Consider the following 15965-nt stretch of genomic DNA (forward strand, 5'->3'; position numbering starts at 1 on the left):
TGTACGAACGGCGCTTACGAGCAGGCATGAAGACATCCTTTCAACAGGACGACCAGTCCTGCTAACTCGGTGTCCACTACCCGGGGTGAACCTCACAAGAGCACGTGCTGACTGAGTTGCCCTGCCGCGACCCTTCCCAGTACGGGATCTGCGGCCTGCCGAAGCAGCCACGCGACCACGCCGCGCTGATCGGCATCTTCTACGACGACCTCGGCAAGCTCGTCGCACACCGCATGATCGATCAAGATCTGGTCATCGGCAGCTACGGCACGATGATCGTGCGACTGTGGGACGCGCTCGCGCCGTTCGTGTACGCCGAGCGCAAGCTGCACAAGACAGAGTTCTGGGTCTACTTCGAAGACTTGGCGGTGCGCACCGCCGCCAACAGCCCCACAAAGGTTTACAAGGCACTACAGCTGGGGACCCGGCCACCACCGGCCGGCTGAACGCCGCCGGCGATGTACGTTGCGGCTTCCGCAAGGCGACAAACGCCAGCACACGCCATCTGCACGACGCCTTGCCTTGCCGAGAGCGTCGCGACGCACGCCACCTCACAGCCTGACGAACGAGCACGCTCAGCGGCATGCGCGCGTGTTCGTGTTGCTGCCGACGTCGAGTTGAGGCTGGATGGTCGATGCGGCAGGCTGACGCCATGGTCGAGATGAGCCCGTCCGCCGCACGCGAGTTCTGGAAAGCGTTGATGGACAACGCATCCGCCCTCGTCACTGATGCCCACACCCTGTTGGCCGCAGGCTCATATGGGCGCGCTCGCTCGTTGAGCGTCCTTGCACAGGAAGAGCTCGGCAAGGCCCTCTGGATCTACGACACTTTCTCCTTCAGCTGGAACGACGGCGACGACACTCCCCGCGTCGTCGACATGCTCGCTCAACACGGACGGAGTCACACTGCGAAGTACCTTCAAGCCGTCGTGTTCGGAGACGAACTAGCCGAGTTCTGGGGAGATTACAGCCGTGTCCACGAACAGGTAGCGAACCTCGATTCGCGGGAAGAAGCCTACGAGCAACGGCACAGAGAAGCCGAGATCGCCGCACGCGACGCCAACAACGCCAAACAGCGGGGCTTCTACGTTGACCAGGCCAAGGACGGATCCGTGCAGTCCCCCACCGCTCTCCTGCCGGAACAACGGAAGCCGACCTGCAGACCGCCCACGGGGTCTGCTCGATGTGGACGGCGGTGCGGATGGTGTGGTAGGCGGCCGTGGGGTCGGTCTCGGCGATCCAGTACCCGCCGAGCGTGTTTCGGCGTGCGGCTTGCCTGCGCTGGAGCGCGGCCAGCAGGTCGCGGTGGGTGTCGTCGAATCCGGTGCCGGCGGCGAGGCGCCGCCGGTAGCGGCGGTGTTCGGGGAGGTCGAGGTTGCCGAGGCGGGGATCGGTGATCATCCGGCTGGGAAGGACCAGCAGGTTGTCTCCGAGCATGAGGATGTCGACGTGCTCGCCGCGGCGGCGCAGGATCGTGACCGTGCTGGACGGGGACGGGGACGCGCCCGCGATCAGTTCCAGCCGAGCTGTGGTGCCGGTGATCGCGTCGGCGAGCACGTCGGCGAGGTCGGCTTCGGGGTCGCAGTCGAGGTGGTCGCGCAGGTGTGCGCCGAGGGTGTCGGCGTAGGTGGCGGGGTTGACCGGGACGGGCGCGTGGGCGCTGGCGCCGTCGAGCACGATGACGGCGGTCCGGGTGGTGAAGACTCTGTCGTCGCTGACGTCGCAAGGTGGAAGCTGGGCCGTGGCGACGTGGATCGGTGTCACCACGTGAAGGGCCCAGCCACCTTGTCGGTGCCGGTGATGCGCATGTCAGCGGCCGAGATCATCGCCATGTGCGCCGAGATCGAGGCCGACCCGGCAGCGCACCCCGACTGGCCCGAGAACGAGGCCTGGGAACAGGTGATGACCGACGACAACGGGGCGTACCTGGTCGCCGTCGCGTTCGGGGCGCTGGTCCGGCGCCGGCCCGGACAGCCCGACGAGCCCGTCGCCCCATCGATGGCCGACTGGATCTGGGACCGGGTGGCCGATTTCGGCGGTCCGGACCCGCGCCCGGCACCCCGGAAGACCGAGGAGCCCGGCCGACCTGCCGCTGTCCCCGGCAGGTGACCGGACGATCAAGGATCGGTCAGGGCCGGTGGAATTCCACTTCCGGATAGCGCGCTGACGGTCTGTCCAGCAGCGGTTCGTTTCGTCCTCGCAGATGCCTGTCGACGAAGGAGGTGATGTAGGCGCGGATGATGACATCGCAGCGGTCACCGTCGAGGTCCTGGGCCGGCATACCGAATTGCTCGGCCAACGGCGCGACGTCGGTGAAGGAAAGATGCTGCACTCTGTCGATACTCAGCCACCGCTTCCAGCCGGTCAGTTCGCGCCAGGTCTCGTCCCAGGTCGGGTCGCCGCCACCCGGCACGTGATGGGGATTGCCCAGCATCAGCATAGGCCGGTTCACGGGTATGTCGTTGGGGTAGCGGAAGTTGCCGTCCATGTTGACCGCCGCCTTGATGCGCGGATCCGCCAACATGGCCGGGATGGTGCTGAAGCCACCTGCCGAATGCCCGATCATGGCGATACGGTCGGTGTCGATCGGCCCCCCGCCCCGCCACACCGGGGATCTCCCGGTGAGTCGGTCGAGCACAAAGGCCACATCCGCCGCACGGACCGCGCCCGCGCCCGCCTTGACTGAGTCCGGCTGACCGCATACCACGCATCCGGTGGTGTGCCCGTCGGGGAAGGTGGTGCCGTTCGCCTCGTGGTTGTGGCCGATCGCGGCGACGACGTAGCCGCGGCTGGACAGCTCCTCCGCCAGTCCGGTGAGCGTCGCCCGAGGCTGGCCGAAGCCGGGCGAAAGCAGGACCAGGGGACGTTTGCTGTGGGTCCGCAGTGGTTTGGCGCCGACGGTGGAGTGGGTGACCACGGTGCTCAGGAGATCCGGCGACGCGGGAATGCCGGCGGCTTCCAGATACATTCCGGATTCGGCGGCGGTCATGTACGTCGAGGGGATGCTCGAGGGCTCCTCGGCCGGATACCAGACGGAGACCATCAGTTCCCGGCGTTCGCCGGGCACCCAGGGGTCGGCACGGTCGTGGTCTTCGAGGTGCAGTGTGACCATGCCGATCGGATGGCCGCCGCCGGGTGCGGCCAGCCGCAGAGTGGTCGAGCGCACCGGTGCCGTCACCTCGCCCGCACGAGCGGGCGCGGTGAGCAGGGTGCCGGCAATGACGGCCAAGGCCACGGCCGCGGCCCTTGATCTGTATTTCATGAATTTCTCCCCATCAAATGCGCGTCGAGCCGGATTTGTCGTGACACGCTGACTTCCATCACGCGGACAACAGTGCGGTCCATGGGCACACCCCGTCGTCGGACCGTCGCCGACACTTCGCCCGGCCGATACAGCCGCGGTTGTACAACCGCGGCCCGATGCCTTTCCCGACCGAACCTTTTACGATCGCGAGATGGCCGTCTCACCTCGTCTGCCGTTGCTCAAACGCATTCCGCCAGGTTGGTGGACGGCGCTGGTGTGGTTCGTGACGGCGCTGCAGCCGATCGTGGACTACGTCGTGCGGCCGTCGCGGGAGGTGCTCTCGCTCAGCTATCCCCGAAACGGCCTTGGTTCGATGGATGCCAGGGCGTTGCTCGTCCTCGCCGCCGTGCTGGTCGTGGCCGGCAGTGCGCAACTGCGTCGCAGAACGCCGGTGGGCTACGTGCTGGTGGTCGCCGCCACGGTCGTTTCCACCGTGGCTTGGCGGCAGGACGGGATTCCGCCCGCCCAGTTCCTCGCGGTGGATGTCGCCCTCTGCTATTTCGCCGCCACCCGACCTCGGCGGAACTCGCTCATCGCGGCAATCGGCACGCTTTGCGTGCTCGCCGGTTACCTCATCACGCGGTTGATCACCGGGGGCGCGTTCGGGACCGTGCCTGAGGCGTACCTGGCCCTGACCGTGGCCATCGCCTGGCTCATCGGCAACTCGGTGTCCCAGGCCAAGGCGCACACCCGGCAACTGCACGCCCAGGCCGCCGCGCGGTCGGTCGCCGTCGAGCGCCTGCGCATCGCTCGGGAAATGCACGACACGGTCGCCCACAGTATCGGCGTCATCGCCCTGCAGGCCGGCGCCGCGGTCCGGATCGCCGAGACCCGGCCAGTGCGCGCCCGGGAGGCGATGCGTGCTGTCGAGAAGACAGGCCGCGAGACGCTGTCCGGACTGCAGCACATACTCGGCGTGCTACGCGAGACAGACCAGGACCAGCAGGTAGCCGCTCCGTCGCGGCCGGCAGCCGGCCTCGCCGACGTCGAGCAGCTCGCCTCGACGACCACGGCAGCAGGTGTCCGTGTGCAGGTGCGTTGGCAGGGCACGCCCCGTCCGCTGCCCGTGGACATCGACCTGACGGCGTTCCGGATCATCCAGGAATCGGTGACCAACGCCGTACGACATTCAGGCGCCGATTCCTGCCAGGTGAGCATCGACTACCGCGCCGGTGAACTCGCCATCGAGGTTCGCGACCACGGCCCTGGCCCCGTGGCAGGCTTCTGCGCCGGCTACGGGGTGACCGGCATGCGTGAGCGGGTCGCCCTGCTGCACGGTGCCTTTACCGCCGGGCCTCATCCCGTGGAAGGCTTCCTCGTGGCCGCCCTGCTGCCGACACCCGCGGAGGTGGCGGCAAGATGACCGTCCGCGTCCTGCTCGCCGACGACCAGCCGCTGGTCCGCGCCGCACTCGAGATGGTGATCACCGGTACCGCCGACGTCGAGGTCGTGGGCGAGGCCGCGAACGGCGCCGAAGCGGTCCGGCTGACCACCGAGCTCGCCCCCGACGTCGTGGTGATGGACATCCGGATGCCCGGTATGGACGGCATCGAGGCCACCCGGCGGATCACCACAGGCACCGGCTTCACCCGGGTGGTCGTCCTGACCACCTTTGACGACGACGAATACGTCTACGCCGCGCTGCGCGCCGGAGCATCCGGATTCCTTGTCAAGGCCATGGCCCTGGACGACATTCTCGCGGCAGTGCGTACCGTCGCCATCGGGGATGCCCTGATCGCGCCCAGCGTCACCCGCCGGCTGATCAAGGAATTCATCGACCGCCCCCGCACCGCTCCCCCACGACGGCCGCGGCTCACCGGCATCACCGATCGCGAGAACGAAGTCCTGACCTTGGTCGGCAAAGGCCTGTCCAACACCGAGATCGCCCGCGAACTGTGCATCAGCGTCGCCACCGCCAAGACCTACATGACCCGGCTGCTGGCCAAACTCGACGCCCGCGACCGGGTCCAACTGGTCATCCTCGCCTACGAAGCGGGCCTCGTGACACCATCTGGAGCCCTTTCTCGATCTCCACGTAGCCGTTGAGGATCCCGGCCGCGCTCGGCGGTTCGCTCGCCGATGGCCTCCTTCTCCATGAGCACGCCCGCCGCCTGCTCGGTTCGCCGAGACTCGTCCCGGACGCTCATTGGCTTCGTTCGGCCAAGATCCGCTTCGCCGCCTCGGGCGCGGTCCCGTTCGAACGGCGCGCCGACGTCGCCCTCGACCTGACCGCGTTGGCCGGGCTGACCGACCGCGAAAGCTGAGGTGGCCCGTCTCGTCGGCAAACACCTCACCAACCGGGAGTCGCCGCGGAATCTTCGTGACGGTGAACACCGTCGAATCCCACTTGGGAACATCTACGCGAAATCGGGGCTCGGTTCACGAAAAGAGCTGCGGGATCTCCTCACCGGCGGGCATATCGGAGGCTTCGCCGGTCTCGCGCCGCGTCCTGCCCTGCTTTCCCCGCCCGCGAGCGTGGGCGTGAACCCGGCCGATCCGCCGTGGCCATTGCCGGACAATGGCGAATTCCTGGTGGAGCTCGGCTATCCGAACACGAACATAGGCATCTGAATTCATCACGGCTCCCGCACTGGTGGTTCGGTGCGCGGGGGACGATCGGAAAATCTTGAAGAGGCCTTGTATCGAGGACGCCGGTCGGCTGGGTCTGGTACAGGAGGACTGTGGATGCGGGCGCGGGTGCTGGGCACTGTCGAGGTCGTGGCCGGCGGGGTACGGGTCGATATCGGGCACGCCCGTCACGAAACGGAACAGACCTACCTGGACGCCATCGCCACCGGCGCGCCCCTCACACTCGAATCGTTCGTCGACTGGCTGGCGAAACAACCCGGTCGTGAAAGCGCAGCTAAGCAAACCGCCCGCTTCGGACTGACTCCCTAAGGCTTTCACTCCCGGAAAAAATGAACCGTCACGGGTAAGGGACCGGCTTCGGTGTCAGACCAGCGCCGGTCGGCGTGGCGGCTGCTGAGCGTAGTAGGCGTTCTCATACTCGGTCGGAGTGAGGTACTCCAGTCGGGAGTGCAAGCGGGCGTTGTTGTACCAGTCGACCCACTCCATCACTGCGTACTCGACCTCGGACAGGTTCGTGAACGGGCCGTGCCGGTTGACCAGTTCGGTCTTGAACAGCCCGATGATCGACTCTGCCAGCGCATTGTCATAGGCGTCGCCGACCGATCCGATGGAGGCTGATAGCCCTTGCGATGCAAGGGAATCAGTGAAGCTAAGCGACGTATATTGACTCCCGGCATCGCTGTGGTGGATCAACCCTGGCTCGACGGGATGCCCGTGGTGATCTCGCCGCCAGAGCGCCATGTTCAGCGCCTTGGACACCAAAGTGGTCGTCTTCGTGCTCGCCGCGGTCCACCCGACGATGGCGCGGGAGTAGACATCGAAGACGAACGCGACGTAGGCCCATCCGGTCTGTGTCGACACGTAGGTGAAATCCGCCACCCACGCCAGGTTCGGGGCATCGGCGCTGAAGTCCCGGTTGAGCCGGTCATCAGCCCGCACGCCGTCTCTGGCGCGGATCGTGGTTCGTGGTGGACGGCCCCGGGTGATTCCTTGCAGGCCCAGGTCTCGCATGACGCGATCGACGGTGCAGAACGCCACCTGGTGGCCTTGACGGCGCAGCCAGCGGGTCATTTTCCGTCGCCCGTAGACCGCTTCGGGCGTGTCCTGCGCGTCCCGCAGTGCGTTGGTCAGGTAGGCATCGGCGATATCCCGCTCCGACGGTGGCCGGCGGCGGGCCTTGCGGTAGGTCCTGGACGCGATCTGGATCCCGTGTGCGCAGAGCACACGGCAGATCGACTCGACGCCGTGGACCTGTCGGTATTCGTCGATGAACCCGACGATCAGTGGTGTCGCGGGTCGAGTTCCCGCGCGAAAAAGCCGACGCCAGTTTCAAGATATCGTTGGCCTGCTTGAGTTCTTTGTTCTCCTTGCGCAGCCGGTCCAGCTCCGCGCGCTCGGTCGCGGCAAGCTCGCCGGCCGCCGCGACGGGCGGCGCGTCCTGCTGAAGAGCCTTGACGATCCACACACGCAGCGTTTCCGGATGCACGTCCACCATCGGGCCGATGGTGTGCGCGGCGGCGTAGGCGGATCCATGCTCATCCAGGCGATCCAGGGCCAGACGGACGGCCTTCTCACGGACCTCGGGCGGGTAACGCTTGGGCATGATGACCATCATCCTCTCGAAAGGAAGCGGCCCCCGACCCGTGACGGTTCAGATAGCGGGGCCCGTCGTGGGGTACCGCCTGTGAATCACCCGGCGAGCATCAGGGCGAGCCATCCGCCGGTGGCTGCGGCGAGCGCGCCGAAGATGAATCCGAGCCACCGTGGGTAGGTGTAGTCGTCGACGGTGAGTTCACGCACCAAGGCGCTGAGCAGGCCGACCGTGCCGAGCCCGATGAGGACCATGTACCCGTCAACGGCGTTGCGCAGGTCCACGACGGTGGTGCCCTTGCGGAGGAACATGATTTCGCCGGTCGCCGTCGAGACCTGCACCACCACCGAGGTACCCGGTTCGGTGTCGGTCGCCGGTTGGTTGTCGCCGAGCTCGAAGTCCCCGGTCGCGCCGCGGACGGTAGGTGACGTACGAATCCGTGCCCTGCGACGACACATGACGCTCCTGCCGGTGCGCGACGACCGTGCCCTCGATGCTGGAGGTCGGTGCGTCCCGCACGCTCAGGTCGTGGACGGCGTAGGTGAGCACGCCGGCCGAAACACCGAACCACAGCAGGGTTCCGAGGAGCCGCACTACCAGCATCACCCCACCGTAGAGGCGGGGTGACGCTGGTCGGGAGGGCATAACCGCCCTCAGGCCCGCTCCGTGCTTGAGGGACCGCCACGCCAACCTCGACCGCCGGCTCACCCTCGGCGAACTCGCCGACGCCGCGTCGATGTCCCCCAGAACCCTCACCCGGCGAACCCAAGCCTGCATGCGGATCTCGCCGATCGAGTTCGTTCACCGCCTCCGCGTCAGTGCCGCCGCACAGCTGCTCACCACCACCCGGCAGCCTGTCGACGAGGTCGCCGCCCCGGTCGGCTACGCCGATCCGGCCGCCTTCCGGCGAATCTATCGCCGTCACACCGGCGAATCACCGAGTTCCACTCGCTCGCGTCAGCGGCTGTAGGTGAGGAAGAGCGCTCCGCTGGGCAGCACGACGCTCTCGGTGAGAGTGAAGTGGTGCGGATCGTAGGTCGCCTTGCCGCCGAAGAGCGGGATGCCCGAGCCGATGGTGACGGGGGCGACCTTCAGGATCAGTTCGTCGATCTCGGCGTAGAGCGTCCCGGCCAGTTCACCGCCGCCGACGAGCCAGATGCCGAGGCCCTCGTCGGATTTGAGCTCCCGGACCTTCGCGACCGGGTCGCTGCCGACCACTTCGACAGCGGGATCCGGGCTGTCGCCGAGCGTGGTGGAGAAGACGTAATGCCGCAGGTGCGGATAGGCGTCGGTCACGCCCGCGTCCAGGCCGATCCGGTAGGAGCGACGGCCCTCCACCACCGTGTCGAAGAGCTCACCGGGCGCGGTGACGCCGAGTGCCTCGCGGGCCATGACCGGCAGGGTCTCGGGATAGTGCTTCACCAGGTGCTCGACGTAGTCGGGTGCGGGAACGAGAGGACCGCCGGGGACGGACGGGTTGCCGCCCGAAGGGTCCGCGATGAAGCCGTCGAGCGTCGTGGCGATGTAGTAAGTGAGCTTGCGCATTAAGTCTCCAAGGGACCAAGCCAGTCAGTTCCCCTTCAGTTTCGGGCGATCCGGTCCGGTCGATCAACGATCACTCGGCTAGCGTTCGATAAATCCCGCTTATCGTGCGAAGAGGTCGTTGTGGAGCTGCGTGACATCGAGGTGCTGCTGACCCTGGCCGAGGAACTGCACTTCGGCCGGACCGCGGAGCGGCTGCATGTGACGCAGGCGCGGGTCAGTCAGGTGGTCAAGGCTCAGGAACGCCGGATCGGCACTGTCCTGTTCGAACGTGACAGCCGCAATGTCCGGCTGACCCCGATCGGCAAGCAGCTCGTCGAAGACCTCCGCCCGATCAGGCAAAGCCTGCACAGCAGCATCGAACGGGCCACCTCGGCCGCCCGGGAGAAGACCGACGTACTACGTCTGGGCATGATCGGCATCAACGCGGAAGAACTCGACCCTCACCGCGAAGCGTTCCACGCCGGCCATCCCCACGCCGACGTGCGGATCCGGCAGATCGGCTTCGCCGACCCCTTCGGCCCGTTGCGCCGTGGGGAAATCGACCTGGCGCTGCTCTGGCTTCCCGTCGACGAACCGGATCTCACCGTCGGCCCCGTCCTCTACACCGAGTCCGTCGTCCTCGCCGTCGCGGCCGGAAACCCGCTCGCAGACCGGGAATCGGTGTCCTACGAAGACCTCGCCGATCAGGTCGTGATGGGAGGAGCGAGCCCCGGCTACTGGCGCGAAGCGCTCGTCCCCACCCACACCCCCAGCGGCCGGGCCATCAAGATCGGCCCGACCGCCACCAACTGGGCCGAGATGTTCCCCATCCTGGTCACCGGCGAGGCCGTTTCACCCGTGCACGCCCACAGCATGCGTTACTCGCCGGGAATCTCCTTCGTCCCCATCGACGACGCCCCGCCCGCCCGCTGGGCTCTCGTCTGGCGCACCGACGCGGCCACCGACCTCATCCGCGCCTTCGCCCGAACCGCCCGCGACACTCGCTGACGAGCGGCGGCGCTCAGGCCAGTTCGGCGAGATCCTCGGCACTCAGCCGCAGCTGTCCAGCGGCGATGTTCTCCTCCAGATGCGCGACTGACCCGGTGCCGGGAATCACCAGGATCGACGGCGACCGGGCCAGCAGCCAGGCCAGCGCGACCTGCGGCACGGTCGCGTCTCGCCGGGCCGCGACCCTGGCCAGCCGCGCGGTCACGGCGTCGTCGAAGTCACTGAGCGGGAAGAACGGTACGAACGCGATCCCGGCTCGCGCACAGGAATCCACCATCGCGTCGTGCTCGCGGCGCCCGAAGTTGTAGAGGTTCTGCACGGACACGATCGGCGCGACGGCCTGTGCCTCGGCCAGCTGAGGCGCCGACACGTTGGAGATGCCGAGATGCCGGATCAACCCTTCATCCCGCAACCCGGACAGCGTCTCGAGCGCCGACTCCATCGACCCTTCTTCGGGGGTCACGGCGGCGTCCATCCGCAGGTTCACCAGGTCGAGACGGTCGATTCCCAGCGACGACAGGTTCGCCTCGACGGCCCGGCGCAGCCCATCGGCGGTCAGGCCGACGCGGGTACCGGGTTTGAGGTCCTCGTCCCCTTCCATGATCGGCCCGACCTTGGTGACGATCACCAGGTCATCCGGATACGGATGCAGCGCCGCGCGGATCAACTCGTTGGCGGCCACGCCGTCCCGGTTGTAGTAGTAGCTGGTGTCGATGTGGTTGACCCCGAGCTCTACCGCACGACGTAACACGGCGAGCGCGGTGTCACGGGCCGGTCGGCGGGCGCCGTCCGGCCAACCGGTCAGTTTCATGGAGCCGTAACCGATCCGCGTGACGTCGAGGTCGCCACCGATCACCGAATGCCCGCCGGACGTGGCGTCTGCTGTTGTCATGACGACAGCGAAGCAGACGGCTCTCGCTTCGACCGCGTCACCCGACGTACGCCACCGCGTGTTCCCGCACCTCCCGCACGACAAGGGAATGCTTGAACGCGGACGACACAGTGCTCAGCCAGGCGGTTTCCTCCCGCAGGCTGGGGCGCGCCTCTTCGGGTCCGGCCGGCGGGCACGGCCAGCTCCGGCTCGCCTCGCGCATCACCAGCGCCGCCGCGAGTTGCTGGCCCGACGAGGTGTGGCTGTTCCAGCACGACGGCGAGGCCGCCCAGGTCGTGGTCGTACCGGGCACGGAGTTCGCGGCACGTGCCCGCGCGGACGATCAGGCCATGGAACGCCGCGAGCGTGCGCTCCGTGAAGCCCGGTGCACTGGCCCGCAGGTCACCACGCTCGATGGCTGCACCATCGTCTGGCACCGCGAGGAGGAGACCGATGTCGAGGGATGCCTCAAGTCGATCCTCGATCCCCGCTCCTCCGAGCCCGCGCGACGGATACGCGCCGACGGCATCCACGTGCCACTTGACGACGGACCACAGGGACTGACGGTGTACGGGACCACCCGGTTCGACCGGCCGCGCTTCGCCACGGCAGCGGCGTTGACCCCGCAGTACTCCTACCTGCTCGACGGCATCAAGCAGTCTCGCGGCACCACGGTCGGCGGCTGAGCCGCGACTCCCATGGTGAGAAGTGCTGGCCTGGACTTGTCCAGGCCAGCACCTACCCCCTCCCGCATGGCGAGGCGCCAGGCGCTGAGAATCATGCCCGCCGTGGCACCACACGTGGGCGACGGCCCAGCAGACGGGGGCATCCTGCTGAATCGTTGACCAGGGCGTGCCTCCCGAAGTCGGCCGCGATCGCTGTTCTGTTACCCCGATCACCTGCCCTGGCACGAATCTGTGCCTGCGTCGGCGCGGACAGCGCCGGTCTCGACCACTCACTCCCGCGAACCCGGCGAAGCTCGCGCACGCTGCGCCCAGGCCGGGACGGGGTCAAGCCCCGGCAAAACATCCGGGGCTTGACCCCGTCCCGGCGAGCACGTCGGCCGGCCGGGCCCCGCCGGAAGCGCTTGATCCAGGAGCGCGATTCTGCTCAGTGAGATGCCTTTCCTGTGATGAGAGGTTCGAGGATGGCTTCGATCTGCGCGTGTCGTGGACTGTCCCCGACATGGTTGTTGCGACACCAGTCCAACGCGGTGCGGTTCTGGGCGGCGTCTCGTTGACGGGGGTCGGCACCACGGCCGAGCAGGTGCCGGACGCCGGCGACTCTGCCGTTCGCCGCCGCTACGCATAATGCTTGCCGTCCCCAGGGGTCGGCGGCGTCGATGGGGGTGCCGGCGTCGAGGAGTTGGTCGACGACGTCGAGGCGTTCGTGGTCGGCGGCCATCACCAGCCCGCAGATGCGCTCTTCCAGCGGGCCGCCGGGGTGGAGCCAGCCGGTGATGTCTCCGGCGGCCGCAGCTTCGGCGAGGCTGCCTATACGGGCGCCGGACGCGACCAGCAGGTCGACGACGTCGGCCATGCCGAACACCGCCGCATGCCGCAGCGCTGTGCCGCCGGGGACTCCGCCGGCATCGGCTGATGCGGTGGCGTCGAGGTCCGCTCCAGCGTCGATGAGTACCCGTGCGACCTCGGCGTCGCCGTAGCTGGCCGCGGTGATCAGCGGGGTCTCCCGGTCACCCGGAGCGCCATCAACGGCCGCTCCCGCAGCCAGTAGCGTCTTCGCCATCGCGCCGGTGCCGGGCAGCTCGCGCCAGACTTGGTTCGCGGTGTCGTAGCGCAGCATCGCGACGTAGCCCAGCGGCGTCGCGCCGAGCGGGTGATCGCTCCAGTTTTGCATCGGCTCCACGGCCAACCGCGGCTGCTCGGCCACCAGCTTGGCCAAGCTGGCATCGTCCAGGCGATTGAGCAGTTCCCGCCGCTCGATCTCGGTCTTGAGCCGGGCCCAGCCGGCGAAGCCGTACTCTCTCGCCACCGCAAGCTGAGCCGAGGCCAGGTTCAACCCACCTGCCACCGATCTCAACCGGGCCGTAGCCGCCGGGTCGCCACCCTTGGCCGCTCGCAGCAGATCCTTCGCCTGGTGCCGCACCTGATCGATATCAGGGCGCGCCGGAAGCCGTGACATGACATCTCCTTCGTCCGCTGGCGGTCCGCGAGCCAGATCGAAAGAGATCGCCGGTGGTGCTGGGTGGCGCAACCGTTGAGGTGGACTCAGTCCTATCCGCGGACCCGGAGGCGTCCTCGCACGCCACGCAGCCACACTAATTCATCCAGCAGCGCGTCGCCACCAGCCAGCCGAACCGGCACGGTGCCTAAGGACCCCTCCAGGAACGGCAAATTCTGCGCGTCGGCCCGAGCAGGTCGACCTCGAAGTCCGAGCTCCTTGGCACGGACTCCGGCGATCTCCAGCATGCCGGGGCCGAGATCGACACCGGTCCGTGATCCGGGACCTGTGGGACCTGGCCCGGAAGGTCCCGACCAGGACACTGTTCCGCGACCCCGACACCCGGGCAGTACCTCGGCGTCGACCGCCGCCACACCATGCTCGAGATCGTCGTGAGCGACGTCGAGTTCACCGACCCGGCCACCGACCTCGTCCCGGACGCGATCGTCACCAGCTACCACCTCGGCAGCGTCTGGCGGCCCATGCCGCCCCCGATCATGCGCATGCACCACCCGCTCAACGACACCGCCCCCCGACAGGACCTAGGAAGACGCCGGCGAGCTGCTCGACTTCAACGAACGCACCGGCGCGATGGACACCACCGCCGAAGACCTCGCCGAGCTACACGCACAACTCAACCGGGCGACACAAGCCTGACCAGCACCGACAAGGCCGGTCGTCGAGCCCGGGTAAACGCGGATAGCCGCTCGCCGCGATCCGGCAGGTCGTGTCCCTCTGTCTATGTCGTCGCGGTGCGCAGCTGCGTGATCAAGACATCGACGTCGGCGTCGGTCGGGACGGTGGCACCGGAGCGATTCTCGGCCCAGTCGGTCCGCAGGTCGCGCCACCACGCGCGCGGCGACCAGAAGCTCGAGGGCACAGGACGTGCGAGCGGGGTCACGTCGGTGGTGGCGTCGGCCAGCGGGGTGACGGTGGTGAAGTCATGGATGACCTGCGGGCTGGTCGTGTCCAGGCAGAACCGCTCGCCCACCACGGTGGCGGCAGCCCGGCGGTCCCAGGTCGCGTCGGCCAGTTCGTCGCGGTCGACCCGCACCACACCGCGCCCGCTCACGAGCGGCAGGAACACCACGTTGTACTCCCACGCGATGACCTCGCGACCAGCGGTCGCGGCGAACAGGTCCCGCAGCGCCTGATACTGGGCGACCCGGCCGACGGTGAGGCGCCGCTCGGTGCGCAGCCTCATCACCAGCGTCGAGACCGCGAGCACGGTGGCCGGGGGAATCAGAAGCACAAGCAGCAACCCGGACCAAGTGAACTCGCGCGTCATCGTCAGCACGCTCCACAGCACGACGAACAGCACCGCCGCGCTCGGAACAGCGGCGAGGTACAGCCGCCGCCGACGTTCTTTCCGGACAACCCGGTCGTTCATCCCGATCACCTCGCCTTGATCTACGAGACGTCACGAACGCCTGGCCTCCCGTTACCGCCTTGGCTCACCCCAACGCGGCACCAAAGCCGCAGTTCAGACTGGTGAGATCACGTATTCAACTATCGCGAGTTCGCGGCGGAGATGACCGTGTGTGATCACCCGGCGCGTTGCGGCTCATGTCGTCCCGGCCTGAGCGGCGAGTCTGGTTGGTCGCGGTCAGCCAGTTGACGCGTGGTCTGTGCAGACCAGCAGCGGCGACGGCTGACCAACCCGGCGCGACGATCGACGCGCCTCGCGACCTCACCGCGCTGAAGGCGTCTCGCAGCAATACGGCGTTCGAAACGACTTCCGTGTCTTCGATCTGCGTGGTCATCCCGACGCGAACACCCCGTGGCCAGCAGCGAGATCGAGGAAGTCGCCTGGCTGGGCTACGAGGGAAAGGACCGTCTCTCCGCGGTGGGCAAGCTCATCTTCGACCACCGGCGGGAGACCGGCCTCCTGCGCTGACTATTACTTCAGTTCGTCGAGGCACAGCACGCGTTCGCGCGGGATCAGCCCACCCACGCCCGACGCCCACGTGAGCTTCATGTCCGTCGCCGGCACGGAGGCGCACGTCGTGGTCTCAGTGGGGAACTCGGGTTCTCTTTCGATGGCGAGCACCTTGAAGTGCGCTCCCGCGCAGTCCACCGTCTCGAGCTTCTTCGCCGCGAAGGCATCCCCGGGGAGGCAGTCCCCGACAGCCGGCAATCGCGCGCCCGGATTCTTGAGGTTCTCCAGGCAGAGCAGGACGCCGTCGGGAGTCGCCTGCCTGCCCTGGAAGTAGTACAGGTCGGCGGTGGGGTACTCGTCGCATTCGGACCCGCCCGAAATCAGGACCCCGCCCTCCGACTTCCCGCCCTTTTTCCCGACGACCTTGAAGTTCGCTTCCGGCGTCCCGCACTCGGCGTTCCTGACACTTTCCGGGTTGTCGACGTCGCCCCTGAGACAGGCGCCTACTTCGGTACGCGACGCCGTCACCGGAGTCTCGTCGAAAATCCAGAGCAGGACTATGGCGCCGATGACTCCCAGGATGATGACCGGTTTCAGCCACGTCTTCTTCTGCGGCACCGTCTGTTCGACGGCGGGCGCGGGATGGTTCTCCACGGTGCTTCCCCCGGTCCGATGATCTCTTCGGGGGGCCTAGCGCTCACCGCCGGGAAAACGTTACGGCCGCGCCGCAGGTCAGAAGCCATATCCGCCCGATTTCCGGCGGAGTCGGCGACCCCGAGGGAAGGCGGCGACGCGTGCTGGGGGTGGCGAGCCAGTCGCGCAGGCGCTCCGGAGTCATGTCGGTGTGCGGGTCGAGGGTGTTCACCGGCGCACCACGGGGGAACCAGGCCAGCTTCGGCGGGCTATCGACGACGTTGTGGTGGAGTCGGCTCCCCTGCTCCCCCGGCGCCACAAGGACTGGTCCGCGCGCGGACCAGTCGAGCGCGCGGACGCGTCGGTGTTCGTCGAGGAGGCTCTCG

The 15965-nt window shown here is 67.6% G+C and carries 19 protein-coding genes and 1 other annotated feature; of the genes, 11 read left to right on the forward strand and 8 right to left on the reverse strand.

Features of this window, described 5'->3' with window-relative positions; translation table 11 throughout:
• The first annotated feature begins 104 nt into the window (after positions 1 to 104).
• The 3 genes from ACZ6YV_RS16685 to ACZ6YV_RS16695 all read left to right on the forward strand — a co-directional run bounded on the left by ACZ6YV_RS16685 (position 105) and on the right by ACZ6YV_RS16695 (position 2108).
• Positions 105 to 446 carry a DUF4760 domain-containing protein gene (locus ACZ6YV_RS16685; RefSeq protein WP_465510419.1) on the forward strand — a complete coding sequence of 114 codons (342 nt, stop codon included), beginning with the start codon at positions 105 to 107 and terminating at the stop codon, positions 444 to 446.
• Between the two features lie 215 nt (positions 447 to 661).
• Complete coding sequence (locus tag ACZ6YV_RS16690; RefSeq protein WP_465510722.1) at positions 662 to 1396, forward strand: AbiV family abortive infection protein; 735 nt, start codon at positions 662 to 664, stop codon at positions 1394 to 1396.
• On the forward strand, positions 1305 to 2108 hold the full coding sequence (locus ACZ6YV_RS16695; protein WP_465510420.1) for a hypothetical protein: 804 nt from the start codon (positions 1305 to 1307) through the stop codon (positions 2106 to 2108). Before ACZ6YV_RS16690 ends, ACZ6YV_RS16695 begins: the two co-directional genes overlap by 92 nt.
• 19 nt (positions 2109 to 2127) lie before the next feature.
• Here ACZ6YV_RS16695 and ACZ6YV_RS16700 read toward each other — a convergent pair whose 3' ends face one another.
• Entirely contained in the window at positions 2128 to 3261 is a 1134-nt protein-coding gene (locus tag ACZ6YV_RS16700; protein ID WP_465510421.1) for an alpha/beta hydrolase family protein, read from the reverse strand.
• Between the two features lie 193 nt (positions 3262 to 3454).
• On the opposite strand from ACZ6YV_RS16700, the gene ACZ6YV_RS16705 reads away from it, so the two are divergent.
• From ACZ6YV_RS16705 to ACZ6YV_RS16725, 5 genes are all read left to right on the forward strand, one after another.
• Positions 3455 to 4666: a sensor histidine kinase gene (locus tag ACZ6YV_RS16705; RefSeq protein ID WP_465510422.1), complete on the forward strand. Its 1212-nt coding sequence runs from the start codon at positions 3455 to 3457 to the stop codon at positions 4664 to 4666.
• On the forward strand, positions 4663 to 5349 hold the full coding sequence (locus tag ACZ6YV_RS16710; protein ID WP_465510423.1) for a response regulator transcription factor: 687 nt from the start codon (positions 4663 to 4665) through the stop codon (positions 5347 to 5349). Before ACZ6YV_RS16705 ends, ACZ6YV_RS16710 begins: the two co-directional genes overlap by 4 nt.
• On the forward strand, positions 5346 to 5567 hold the full coding sequence (locus ACZ6YV_RS16715; protein WP_465510424.1) for a hypothetical protein: 222 nt from the start codon (positions 5346 to 5348) through the stop codon (positions 5565 to 5567). The genes ACZ6YV_RS16710 and ACZ6YV_RS16715 overlap by 4 nt, the downstream gene beginning before the upstream one ends.
• Before the next feature lies 1 nt (position 5568).
• On the forward strand, positions 5569 to 5874 hold the full coding sequence (locus ACZ6YV_RS16720) for a hypothetical protein (RefSeq protein WP_465510425.1): 306 nt from the start codon (positions 5569 to 5571) through the stop codon (positions 5872 to 5874).
• A 114-nt stretch (positions 5875 to 5988) separates the two neighbouring features.
• Positions 5989 to 6201 (forward strand): hypothetical protein, encoded by a 213-nt coding sequence (locus ACZ6YV_RS16725; RefSeq protein ID WP_465510426.1) that lies wholly within the window; start codon positions 5989 to 5991, stop codon positions 6199 to 6201.
• A 54-nt stretch (positions 6202 to 6255) separates the two neighbouring features.
• Here the strand turns inward: ACZ6YV_RS16725 and ACZ6YV_RS16730 are convergent.
• Positions 6256 to 7495 (reverse strand): IS3 family transposase gene (locus ACZ6YV_RS16730; protein WP_465510427.1). Its coding sequence is split into 2 segments (ribosomal slippage): positions 6256 to 7204 and positions 7203 to 7495, totalling 1242 coding nucleotides; the frame shifts between segments, so codons are not numbered across the junction.
• Positions 7084 to 7212, reverse strand: a sequence feature (AL1L pseudoknot). It overlaps the preceding gene by 129 nt.
• 86 nt (positions 7496 to 7581) lie before the next feature.
• Positions 7582 to 7941: a hypothetical protein gene (locus ACZ6YV_RS16735; RefSeq protein ID WP_465510428.1), complete on the reverse strand. Its 360-nt coding sequence runs from the start codon at positions 7939 to 7941 to the stop codon at positions 7582 to 7584.
• A gap of 212 nt (positions 7942 to 8153) precedes the next feature.
• Here ACZ6YV_RS16735 and ACZ6YV_RS16740 point away from each other — a divergent pair, with 212 nt between their 5' ends.
• Positions 8154 to 8453: a helix-turn-helix domain-containing protein gene (locus ACZ6YV_RS16740; protein WP_465510429.1), complete on the forward strand. Its 300-nt coding sequence runs from the start codon at positions 8154 to 8156 to the stop codon at positions 8451 to 8453.
• On the opposite strand, the gene ACZ6YV_RS16745 is transcribed toward ACZ6YV_RS16740, so the two are convergent.
• Positions 8441 to 9028: a dihydrofolate reductase family protein gene (locus ACZ6YV_RS16745; protein ID WP_465510430.1), complete on the reverse strand. Its 588-nt coding sequence runs from the start codon at positions 9026 to 9028 to the stop codon at positions 8441 to 8443. The two genes, ACZ6YV_RS16740 and ACZ6YV_RS16745, sit on opposite strands and share 13 nt — an antisense overlap.
• A 120-nt stretch (positions 9029 to 9148) precedes the next feature.
• Between ACZ6YV_RS16745 and ACZ6YV_RS16750 the strand changes: the two genes are divergently transcribed.
• Complete coding sequence (locus tag ACZ6YV_RS16750) at positions 9149 to 10015, forward strand: LysR family transcriptional regulator (protein ID WP_465510431.1); 867 nt, start codon at positions 9149 to 9151, stop codon at positions 10013 to 10015.
• 13 nt (positions 10016 to 10028) lie between these two features.
• On the opposite strand, the gene ACZ6YV_RS16755 is transcribed toward ACZ6YV_RS16750, so the two are convergent.
• On the reverse strand, positions 10029 to 10907 hold the full coding sequence (locus ACZ6YV_RS16755; RefSeq protein ID WP_465510432.1) for an oxidoreductase: 879 nt from the start codon (positions 10905 to 10907) through the stop codon (positions 10029 to 10031).
• Between the two features lie 92 nt (positions 10908 to 10999).
• On the opposite strand from ACZ6YV_RS16755, the gene ACZ6YV_RS16760 reads away from it, so the two are divergent.
• On the forward strand, positions 11000 to 11572 hold the full coding sequence (locus ACZ6YV_RS16760; RefSeq protein WP_465510433.1) for a hypothetical protein: 573 nt from the start codon (positions 11000 to 11002) through the stop codon (positions 11570 to 11572).
• A 424-nt stretch (positions 11573 to 11996) separates the two neighbouring features.
• Here the strand turns inward: ACZ6YV_RS16760 and ACZ6YV_RS16765 are convergent, their stop codons facing one another.
• The 3 genes from ACZ6YV_RS16765 to ACZ6YV_RS16775 all read right to left on the reverse strand — a co-directional run bounded on the left by ACZ6YV_RS16765 (position 11997) and on the right by ACZ6YV_RS16775 (position 15600).
• On the reverse strand, positions 11997 to 13028 hold the full coding sequence (locus tag ACZ6YV_RS16765) for an ankyrin repeat domain-containing protein (protein ID WP_465510434.1): 1032 nt from the start codon (positions 13026 to 13028) through the stop codon (positions 11997 to 11999).
• A 778-nt stretch (positions 13029 to 13806) separates the two neighbouring features.
• A complete protein-coding gene (locus ACZ6YV_RS16770) occupies positions 13807 to 14457 on the reverse strand; it encodes a hypothetical protein (protein WP_465510435.1) in 651 nt (216 codons plus the stop codon).
• 510 nt (positions 14458 to 14967) lie between these two features.
• The gene (locus ACZ6YV_RS16775) at positions 14968 to 15600 is read right to left on the reverse strand and encodes an LppU/SCO3897 family protein (protein ID WP_465510436.1); all 633 of its coding nucleotides are present in this window, start codon (positions 15598 to 15600) and stop codon (positions 14968 to 14970) included.
• Positions 15601 to 15965 lie beyond the last annotated feature (365 nt).

The sequence above is a fragment of the Amycolatopsis sp. NPDC102522 genome (assembly GCF_055584485.1).

Coding starts and splice junctions, on each gene's coding strand:
- ACZ6YV_RS16705 (WP_465510422.1), top strand. CDS start 3,455: ATGGCCGTCTCACCTCGTCTGCCGTTGCTCAAACGCATTCCGCCAGGT.
- ACZ6YV_RS16710 (WP_465510423.1), top strand. CDS start 4,663: ATGACCGTCCGCGTCCTGCTCGCCGACGACCAGCCGCTGGTCCGCGCC.
- ACZ6YV_RS16770 (WP_465510435.1), bottom strand. CDS start 14,457: ATGAACGACCGGGTTGTCCGGAAAGAACGTCGGCGGCGGCTGTACCTC.
- ACZ6YV_RS16700 (WP_465510421.1), bottom strand. CDS start 3,261: ATGAAATACAGATCAAGGGCCGCGGCCGTGGCCTTGGCCGTCATTGCC.
- ACZ6YV_RS16690 (WP_465510722.1), top strand. CDS start 662: ATGAGCCCGTCCGCCGCACGCGAGTTCTGGAAAGCGTTGATGGACAAC.
- ACZ6YV_RS16755 (WP_465510432.1), bottom strand. CDS start 10,907: ATGACAACAGCAGACGCCACGTCCGGCGGGCATTCGGTGATCGGTGGC.
- ACZ6YV_RS16725 (WP_465510426.1), top strand. CDS start 5,989: ATGCGGGCGCGGGTGCTGGGCACTGTCGAGGTCGTGGCCGGCGGGGTA.
- ACZ6YV_RS16745 (WP_465510430.1), bottom strand. CDS start 9,028: ATGCGCAAGCTCACTTACTACATCGCCACGACGCTCGACGGCTTCATC.
- ACZ6YV_RS16735 (WP_465510428.1), bottom strand. CDS start 7,941: ATGTGTCGTCGCAGGGCACGGATTCGTACGTCACCTACCGTCCGCGGC.
- ACZ6YV_RS16765 (WP_465510434.1), bottom strand. CDS start 13,028: ATGTCACGGCTTCCGGCGCGCCCTGATATCGATCAGGTGCGGCACCAG.